We start from the raw sequence: 8428 nt of genomic DNA on the forward strand, positions 1-8428 counted from the left end.
GCGCATCCTTCGAATCGTGCGATAAGAATGCACCATCAAAGCCTGGGACTAAACACCTAGTGGGCGGCGGCGATCAAGGTGAGACCGTAGCGACAATCAGGGGTTCTTCCGCATATTTGGTGCAGGGTGCGGGATTCACGGACAGTGCGAATGAGGGCATAAGGTCGGAATCGCAGTCGACGCCCGTGATTCGCCTTGCTCCATGCCATCCGCTCACTGGTCTCCCCCGAACTTTCGATTGTCCAGATCCTTCCCCAGGCCGACAGGGTGGTGCTCGTGGCTCGGCCCGAAGTCAGCGGTCTCGCTCTGTCCCTGTTGCGGCTGCCAGACGCGTCGGATCCACAGCCATTACGCGCGACGCTTAGCCGATCTGCCGTGGAATGGTTGTCGAAATCCGGCTTCAGGCGCGACGCTTTCGATGCGCGAATCCGCAATGCGTGCGTCGGATATTCACTGAGCGGCTACCGGCAACGGTGCGGCCGAAAGCGAGACGCACGACCCGCCTCGGCGAGAGCCAGCTGACGATCGGTTTTGCGGTCGGCGGTGAGCCCGGCTCTCGCCTGTCGCGCAAACTGGCCATGCCGGTCAGCGGCGACACCTTGCTCCGAATGATTCACTCGGCTCCCTTGCCGGATTTCGTTGCCCCGACCGTTGTCGGCATCGACGATTGGGCTTGGCGTCGTGGCCAGCGATATGGAACGATCATCTGCGATCTGGAGCGCAAATGCGTGCTCGATCTGCTTCCCGATCGTAACGCCGGCGGTGTCGCGAGCTGGCTGAAGCGCTGGCCGGAGATCAAGGTCGTCGCCCGCGATCGTGCGGGACTTTATGCTGATGGCGCACGCTGCGGCGCCCCCGACGCGGTGCAGGTGGCGGGCCGCTGGCACCTGCTCAACAGTCTGGGTGAGGCCCTGCGCCACGCGGTCGGTCGCCATCGTCACAACGAGGCCGCCGTGCAAATCATGATGTCTGCGCAACGAGCGAAGACCGGCAGTTCCGCGCCGCCGCCCGGCCTTGCACAGTTGCGGGCGGATCGAAAGACTGCGCGACGCGAACGCTGGGATGAAATCTGTCGCCTACGCGAGCAAGGTTGCCCGACATCCAGGATCGCCCAACTGCTCGGCGTCGACAGGCGCACTGTTCAGCGCTGGCTGGCCGCTGGCGGCGAACCGGAGCATTCGCGTCCTCACATACCTTCACATCTTCTCGCGCCCTTTGAGGCATGGCTGGAAGCGCGGTGGGCCTCCGGCTGCCAGGTGGGCCAGCAGCTTTGGCGCGAGCTTCAGCAACAGGGTTATACTGGAAGTCGAGTGACCGTCGCGCGATGGGCCGCTGACAGGCGTGTACATGCAGACACGCGAGGAGCAGCACAACCGCACCGACCTGGAAAGCTCCCACGCGTCGTCGCTGTGCCTGGTATTTAAGCCAGGATCCGGATCAGATCGATGCTGAAGCCCGGCTGTTCCTCGGCCGCCTGTTTGCGCAAGCTCCGGAACTCGCCACGGCGGCCGATCTGGCGAAGCGGTTTGTGTCCCTTCTCAGTGGCAGCGACATCGCCGAGTTCGATGAATGGATCGCACAAGCAGCCAACAGCGAACTCAAGAGCTTCGCCAACGGCATCGCGCGCGACATCGATGCGGTCCGAGCGGCAATAACTACCTCCTGGACAACCAGTCCGGTCGAAGGCTAGATCAGCAGGATCAAAGCCATCAAACGACAAATGTATGGCCGGGCAAGCTACCCGCTATTGCGTCGACGCGTCCTTCTGGCTGCCTGAGAACGATCGCGCAACCTATCCAACCCTAGTCGCTCAAGCTGCGCCAGATATGCGGAAGAACCCCTGATTGTCGCGCCATACCCTAGGTAGGTTGCGAGCTGTGGCGGCAGGTTCGCTGAAGCCCCTCTCGCGGCGCACGACGACCGATTGAGCTCACTCTGGAAGGAAACCTCGATCACTGGCTCGCGCCACCATCCGAGATATCGAAACCACGGCCGGGCAATGTCGATCCGTCTCCCTCCCGGTCGTGTTTCCGTTATGATGGAGGTGCGCTGCCGCACCATCTCCAGCAACTGCTTCATGCCGAGGCCTTCCGAGGCATTTGGCGTGAGCAAGCGAGCTGCCCACGCCGAACTGCCATTTGCCGATTCCGAGGTCATCGCGCACACCATACCGAGTTGATGGCGCGCAGCGTTCCGAGCATTCTCCGCGCAGCATTCCGACTTGATCGCGCGCAGTTTCGGATGGTGGGAGGCCTGATCGTTGGCCATTTCTCCGGCTGGAAGCAGCTTGGAGAATTGGATGCCGACGAGGAGGGTTATCATGTGCCAAGTGCGCGAGATTGTGAGATTGAGCCTTGAGGCTGGGCTCTCGACACGCGTGGTTGGCGAGCGTGTAGGCGTCGGGCCGACGACGGTACGTGACAAGCTGAAGCGTTTTGCGCGCGCGGGTCTGGCGTGGCCCGTCCCGGAAGCGATAAGCAACACCGAGCTGGAGCAACTGCTCTACGGGGTGCCTGGCGTGAAGCCGGGGCGCCGCAAGGTGGCCGAGCCTGACTGGTCCGTTGTTGCCCGCGAGCTCAAGCGCAAGCATGTGACCTTGCAGGTGCTGTGGGACGAGTACATTGCAGAGCATCCGGACGGGTACCGGTACAGCCGGTTCTGTGACTTGTTCCGCAACTGGGAAGGCCGGCTGCCGCTGGTGATGCGCCAGCACCACGGCGGGGCGAGAAATTATTTGTCGACTATGCCGGCGACACGGTGCCGGTGGTTGACCAGTAAGACCGGCGAGGTACGTGATGCGCACATCTTCGTCGCGGTCATGGGCGCATCCAGCTTGTCGTTCGCGCTGGCGACGTGGACCGAGCAGCTCGGCGACTGGATCGCGGGACATAACGCGGCCTTCAGCTTCATTGGCGGCGCCACGCAACTCCTGGTGCCCGACAACGCCAAGGTCGCGGTGATCAAGACCTGCCTCTATGACCCTATGATCAACCGCGGCTACAGCGATATGGCGCAGCATTACGGCACGGCAATTTTGCCGGCACGGCCGCGTCGTCCGAGAGATAAGGCGAAGGTTGAGGCCTCCGTCGGAATCGTCGAGCGCTGGCTGCTGGGGCGGCTGCGTAATCGAACTTTTTACAGCCTGGCCGAGCTCAACGGTGCGGTCGCCGAGTGGCTGGCCAAGCTCAATGACGGACGGGTGTTGCGTCAGTATGGCCGGGCACGGCGCCAGCTGTTCGACGAGATTGACGCGCCGAATCTTAAACCGCTTCCCGGCGAGCCGTGGGTCCATGCCGAATGGCGCCGATGCCGGGTCGGGCTCGACTATCACGTCGAGATCGAACGGCACTACTACTCGATGCCCTACCGCTTTGCTCGTCGGGAGGTAGAAGCGCGGATCTGCGCGCGAACGGTCGAAATCTTCCTGGGCGGCGAGCGTATCGCCGCACACATACGCGGCAGCGGCAACGGGCGGCACACGACAATCAGCGCCCACATGCCTTCCAGCCACCGGCGCTATGGTGAGTGGACAGGGTCTCGCTCATGCCGAATGGCTGGTGTTGCTGCTGGACCATGAAGAGACTTGGCGTAACAACCGGCGCTTGGCACTTCGTCTTCGCAAGGCAATGCTGCGTCATCATGCCGTGCCCGAGGATATCGACTACCGCGCGCCCCGTGGCCTCGACCGCCGCTTGTTCAACATGCTGCTCAAGGGAGACTGGATCAAAAACCATGAGAATTGCGCCATTGTCGGGCCGACCGGCGTCGGGAAAAGCTGGCTTGGCTGTGCGCTTAGTCACAAGGCCTGCCGGGACAACCACTCTGTACTTTACACCCGGCTGCCCGGTTGTTCGAAGAACTGGATCTTGACCGGCCGCTACGGCACTGTTGGCGGGGGCGTCCGGTCAGCTTCGCTCCGCCGAGCGATACCATCAAACATGTGACGCGATCCCTTCGGCGGCCGCTTGACCACGGGCTAACGATGGTGCCAATTACCTTTAAGGATCGGGTGCTTCACCTGCGCGCGATCAGATTGGAACGCTGCGCGGCATCAGATTGGAATACCTGCGCGCGATCATTGGAATCCGCAGCCATTGGCGGCCTTGGCGATCGCAATTGCGACACAGCGGCCTGGCGCCGGCCTCCGCCTCCACCACTCAGATCCGGGCGTTCAAGGCGGATTCAAACGGTCGTCGCAACACCGTTTTCACTCATGACAGCAATTCGTCAAGCGCCTCCGCCGGGGTTTTCCAGCCTAGTGTCTTTCTCGGTCGGGCATTAAGGGCCGCTGCCACAGCGGATATCTCGTCGGCGCTGTGGATGCTCAGGTCTGTGCCTTTCGGGAAGTACTGCCGCAGCAATCCGTTGGTGTTCTCGTTTGTGCCGCGCTGCCAAGGGCTTTGCGGGTCGCAGAAGTAGACCTGGATACCCGCATCGATCTTGAGACGATCGTGCTGATCCATTTCGGCTCCCTGATCCCAGGTCAGCGAACGACGCAGTTCTTGGGGCAAGGTGATGACGGTGCGCGTGATCGCGTCGCGCACGGCTTCGGCCCCGTGTCCCGCGAGCGCAGGCCCGTTCTTCACGCGCGGAGCTTCGCCATGCCCGACCAACCGGGGAAGGTGCAATAGCATCGTGAAGCGCGTCGTACGCTCGACCAGCGTGCCGATTGCCGAACTGCCAAGACCGAGGATGAGGTCTCCCTCCCAATGTCCCGGCACTGCTCGATCAACAGCTTCAGCAGGGCGTTCACTGATCATGATCTCTGGCGAGACAAAGCCCTTGCCTCGCCTGCGTACGCGCGCCCTGGGCATCCGTAATACACGTCCTGTTCGCAAGCAGGCCGTTAGCTCGCGGCGCAGCGCCCCGCGGCCCTGAACGAAGAGAGCTTGATAGATAGCTTTGTGGCTGATGCGCATCGTCTTGTCGTCCGGGAAGCGTCGGGCAATCTGCTCAGGGCTCCAGGCTTTGGCCCATCGTCGCTCCTTGCGCGGACCATGCCGGCGGCCCTTCCAAGGAACGGCGGGACCAGGAACGGGAGCGCCGCTCGGGGTTACGACGCCGCCAGCAAGTCTCTCCTCCACATAAGTGCGCAAGGTTGCATTGAGCGCAAGCTTGGTCGGCTTGGGCCGGCGGGCGGATCGTTCCGCATGCCATTGGGCAGTTGTTGCCCGATACTCCAACCCGCCGCCGCGGGAGGCCGCGTTGTGCCGCAGTTCACGGGAGACTGTCGAAGCAGCCCGCCCCAGGCGACGTCCACTCTCTTGCATGGAATGGCCCTGCACCTTGAGAAGGGCGATCTCCTCGCGCTCTACCAATGAGAGGTCCCGCCCGGAGAGCGCCTTTGCCGAAGATCTGAACATCGCTGGTGGCATGCCGCCCGCCTTTCGGAATAATCTGCTTCCGACAGGTTGTGACGGCTTCGAGCGCAGCATCTTCGCTGCTTAGCCCCGCAGCAATCGTCCGCCAAAATTTATTCTGTTCATTGCGTCCTGCAACAGATGGCCGTCCTGGCGAAGGCAATGGGGCTCGTCTTGACCGCGTCGATCGGCGCCTTACAACGTTCATCGCAACCTCCAACCTCCGAGTGTTTCGACGACCCTTGAATCCGCCCAATATGCTTCGGCGGAGTATCGCAAGATGATGCAGTCCGCCGGTTTCCACGCCTCGATGAGCCGCAAGGCCGATTGCTGTGACAACGCCCCGATGGAGAATTTCTTCCATACCTCAAGACCGAACTCGTCCTTCACCAGCAATTTGCAACCGTGAGGACGCCAGACGTGATATCGTTGCTTACATCGAAGGCTTCTACAATGGAAAGCGGCGCCACTCCGCCATCGGTTATGTCAGCCCGACGCGATCGAGCTAAAAGCAGCTTAACCCTGTCCATTTCTTCGGGGAAAATCAAACAGTGCCGGAGGTAGCGGGCTCGTTCAACAGCGAACGGTGCATCGCAATGCCGATGATAGGCGGCTTGGGTAGGCAGCAGGCTCTCGAACATAGTAATTCTCCGCGACGGAAGTCTTCAAGCAAGCTATTCAAGATTATGTGCCGTCAACAGCACCCATCATCTTACCACCGTCATCCCACTACATGGGCTGGCACAACATAATCTATGATGCAACAGTGCTTCCGTTTTATGGGCAGCGCGCTACTTGGTTGTGGCATTTCGCCGCCGGTGAGAGGGGACCGTCGCAAACACAGCCAGCGCTCGAATCCCACGATTCGCGTGTGCGTCCTGTTGTCAATCAACCAGCAAGAGGGGGAAACGTTCGCAGTAGCATCTCTTCAGCGGGGCGCCTTCCTACAGACGGGATCGGTTGGGCCATCACTCATTTTCGTCCCGATCAAGGCGCAGCTTCATCGCACGGTCTTGCGGTTAATCCGAATCCGACTAGTCGGAACGTGCGGTATCCATGACCAACCCGATTAGACAGCAGGATCTATCGGATCAAGTGCAAACCGGCGTCCATGCGTACACACTCGCCAGTCATATGGCTCGAAGCGGGGCTCGCCAAAAAATGGACGAGATGCGCGATGTCCATGGCGCTAGAGACGATCTTCAGCGCTGCCTTCGCAGCCACCGCATCGCGGACTTCCTTGGCCCGCGCTTCGCCGCATCCCTTGCTGTACCAAAATGTGTCAATATAGCCTGGACAAACTGTGTTGACGCGGATAGCGGGCGCGAGGGCTTTGGCCAGCGACAAGGTCATGACGTTCAGTGCGCCTTTGCTCGCGACGTACGCTAACGACGAGCCGTCGCCGTTTATTCCTGCCACTGATGAAATGTTGACCACCGCCGCCGTAACGCCGCACGCCTTGATGTTCGCTTCCAACAACGATCGCGCCGCACGGATCATTTGATACGGCCCGATGGTGTTCACCGCATATATCTGCTGAAAGTCATCAGCCGACAATCCCTCCAGAGTATGATGCGACACGTGTTTGGTGATGCCTGCGTTATTGATAAGCACATCGAGCTTTCCCCAACTAGCCGCAGCGGCAACTATCCTGTTGCAATCCTCGTCACGGGAAACGTCGCCCTGGACCACCAAGACCTCGGCAGCGCCGGCATTGCGGCACGCTTCGGCGGTCGCTTCGGCATCTCTTCGGCTGCTGGAATAGTTGATCACAAGGCGGGCGCCGTCCTTGGCAAGTAGACGCGCACTTGCGGCCCCAAGTCCCGACGCCGAGCCTGTCACAATCGCGCACAAGCCGTACTCTGCCATCGTTGATACCCTCATCGCGCAAGTTTCGGCTAATTCGGCGTCGCCCAAATAGCAGGCTCGCGCACGCGCCGACGCTTGCTTGAAACAAAGCTAAAGCATTGCCACCTCGCTTGGCAGCTACCAAATAGGATAGCCTGGAGCACAACAGAGTAAGAGGCGCCAATGTTGCCGCGTCAGGCCGGACCCACAGCCGAAGGGCTCGATCCGCCGGCTCGACAGCCGCAACCTTAGCTGGTCAGCGATGTCGCGGACGGTGATCGCGCTCTCTATTATGATGGGTCCACCAACGACACGAAAACCAAAAATAAGGCAAATCGGCCGGACAATGTCGTGTCAGAATCGATGTACTCGTGTATGGAGCTACGTTTGCGGCAACGAAAGACTTGCCACCAGCTACTTCCGGGCCCAACGGATCGGCGACCGGCCCACCGAGTGTGGTTGATCGCGCGTGTTAGTCGGGGTATTTCGAGCGACCGAACAGGGCCTTAGTCTGACTGAGACACAAAACCGCCGGCCAGAATCAGCGATGGATGAGGCATAGACCATCAGTCGAGAGGCCGACATGAGCGGGCGTGGCACCAAGACGAGCGAGAAGCGATTTGAGACGTATTTGGAAGGGCTTGCCAGTGTCATCGGTCATGCTGATCGGAAGGCGCCGCTGCACGACTATTGGTAAGCGCTTCACCGATCCCCTATGGGGTTGGGCTTGACGCCTTTCGGAACCTCCATGGCATGAGGTCCTCGATTGCGCTGTGCGGGTGGCCCGTCGAGGATGGCCGTGAGCGTCTCCGCGATGTATGCGACTGGATTGACGTCGTTCAGTTTGCAGGTTGCGACGATGGACGATAGCAGTGCCCAATTTTCGGCGCCAACCTCATGACCGGCGAAGAGCGCGTTTTTTCGTGAGGCAAATCGGCCTGATGGCGTTTTCAATCGGGTTGGTGTCCAACTCGAGACGGCCGTCGTCGAGGAAGCCTGTGAGGCCTGCCAATGGGCGAGCCCGTAACGAATGTCTTCAGCCAGTGTCGAGCCTGAGGGGATCATCGACAGTTGTTTTTCGTGATGGACGCGGGCTATGGCAACAACAGCGACCTGCGCACGGAGATCACGGCGCTGGGATTGACGTCTTCTGTCGAGCACAACGGTTATGGGCGCCCGGCACCGGTCCCTTGCCGCCGAAGCCATGGTCGGGCCGCGGT

The 8428-nt window shown here is 60.8% G+C and carries 6 protein-coding genes and 3 pseudogenes; 4 read left to right on the forward strand and 5 right to left on the reverse strand.

Annotated features, from left to right (window positions below):
• Window positions 1-380: 380 nt before the first annotated feature.
• Window positions 381-1424 (forward strand): ISL3 family transposase, encoded by a 1044-nt coding sequence (locus WN73_RS12435; RefSeq protein ID WP_271552996.1) that lies wholly within the window; start codon window positions 381-383, stop codon window positions 1422-1424.
• On the opposite strand, the gene WN73_RS12440 is transcribed toward WN73_RS12435, so the two are convergent.
• Complete coding sequence (locus WN73_RS12440; RefSeq protein WP_271552997.1) at window positions 1421-1720, reverse strand: hypothetical protein; 300 nt, start codon at window positions 1718-1720, stop codon at window positions 1421-1423. The genes WN73_RS12435 and WN73_RS12440 overlap by 4 nt on opposite strands.
• Window positions 1721-2320: 600 nt before the next feature.
• On the opposite strand from WN73_RS12440, the gene istA reads away from it, so the two are divergent.
• Together istA and WN73_RS12450 are read left to right on the forward strand one after the other, a co-directional pair.
• The gene (gene istA, locus WN73_RS12445; RefSeq protein ID WP_442870081.1) at window positions 2321-3577 is read left to right on the forward strand and encodes an IS21 family transposase; all 1257 of its coding nucleotides are present in this window, start codon (window positions 2321-2323) and stop codon (window positions 3575-3577) included.
• A pseudogene (locus WN73_RS12450) lies at window positions 3537-3845 on the forward strand (ATP-binding protein); the annotation flags it as partial. The gene istA and the pseudogene WN73_RS12450, both read left to right, overlap by 41 nt.
• Window positions 3846-4182: 337 nt before the next feature.
• Here the strand turns inward: WN73_RS12450 and WN73_RS12455 are convergent.
• The 4 genes and pseudogenes from WN73_RS12455 to WN73_RS12470 all read right to left on the reverse strand — a co-directional run bounded on the left by WN73_RS12455 (window position 4183) and on the right by WN73_RS12470 (window position 8273).
• Window positions 4183-5568, reverse strand: a pseudogene (locus WN73_RS12455) (IS30 family transposase).
• Between the two features lie 178 nt (window positions 5569-5746).
• On the reverse strand, window positions 5747-6001 hold the full coding sequence (locus tag WN73_RS44575; protein ID WP_442870079.1) for a hypothetical protein: 255 nt from the start codon (window positions 5999-6001) through the stop codon (window positions 5747-5749).
• A gap of 442 nt (window positions 6002-6443) precedes the next feature.
• The gene (locus WN73_RS12465) at window positions 6444-7229 is read right to left on the reverse strand and encodes an SDR family NAD(P)-dependent oxidoreductase (RefSeq protein WP_271553001.1); all 786 of its coding nucleotides are present in this window, start codon (window positions 7227-7229) and stop codon (window positions 6444-6446) included.
• 681 nt (window positions 7230-7910) lie between these two features.
• Window positions 7911-8273 carry a transposase domain-containing protein gene (locus tag WN73_RS12470; protein WP_442870080.1) on the reverse strand — a complete coding sequence of 121 codons (363 nt, stop codon included), beginning with the start codon at window positions 8271-8273 and terminating at the stop codon, window positions 7911-7913.
• Between the two features lie 21 nt (window positions 8274-8294).
• Here WN73_RS12470 and WN73_RS44580 point away from each other — a divergent pair.
• A pseudogene (locus WN73_RS44580) lies at window positions 8295-8428 on the forward strand (IS701 family transposase); the annotation flags it as partial.

Source organism: Bradyrhizobium sp. CCBAU 45394, from assembly GCF_028128655.1.
Classification (GTDB): domain Bacteria; phylum Pseudomonadota; class Alphaproteobacteria; order Rhizobiales; family Xanthobacteraceae; genus Bradyrhizobium; species Bradyrhizobium diazoefficiens.

Coding starts and splice junctions, on each gene's coding strand:
- WN73_RS12435 (WP_271552996.1), top strand. CDS start 381: ATGGTTGTCGAAATCCGGCTTCAGGCGCGACGCTTTCGATGCGCGAAT.
- istA (WP_442870081.1), top strand. CDS start 2,321: ATGTGCCAAGTGCGCGAGATTGTGAGATTGAGCCTTGAGGCTGGGCTC.
- WN73_RS44575 (WP_442870079.1), bottom strand. CDS start 6,001: ATGTTCGAGAGCCTGCTGCCTACCCAAGCCGCCTATCATCGGCATTGC.
- WN73_RS12465 (WP_271553001.1), bottom strand. CDS start 7,229: ATGGCAGAGTACGGCTTGTGCGCGATTGTGACAGGCTCGGCGTCGGGA.
- WN73_RS12470 (WP_442870080.1), bottom strand. CDS start 8,273: ATGATCCCCTCAGGCTCGACACTGGCTGAAGACATTCGTTACGGGCTC.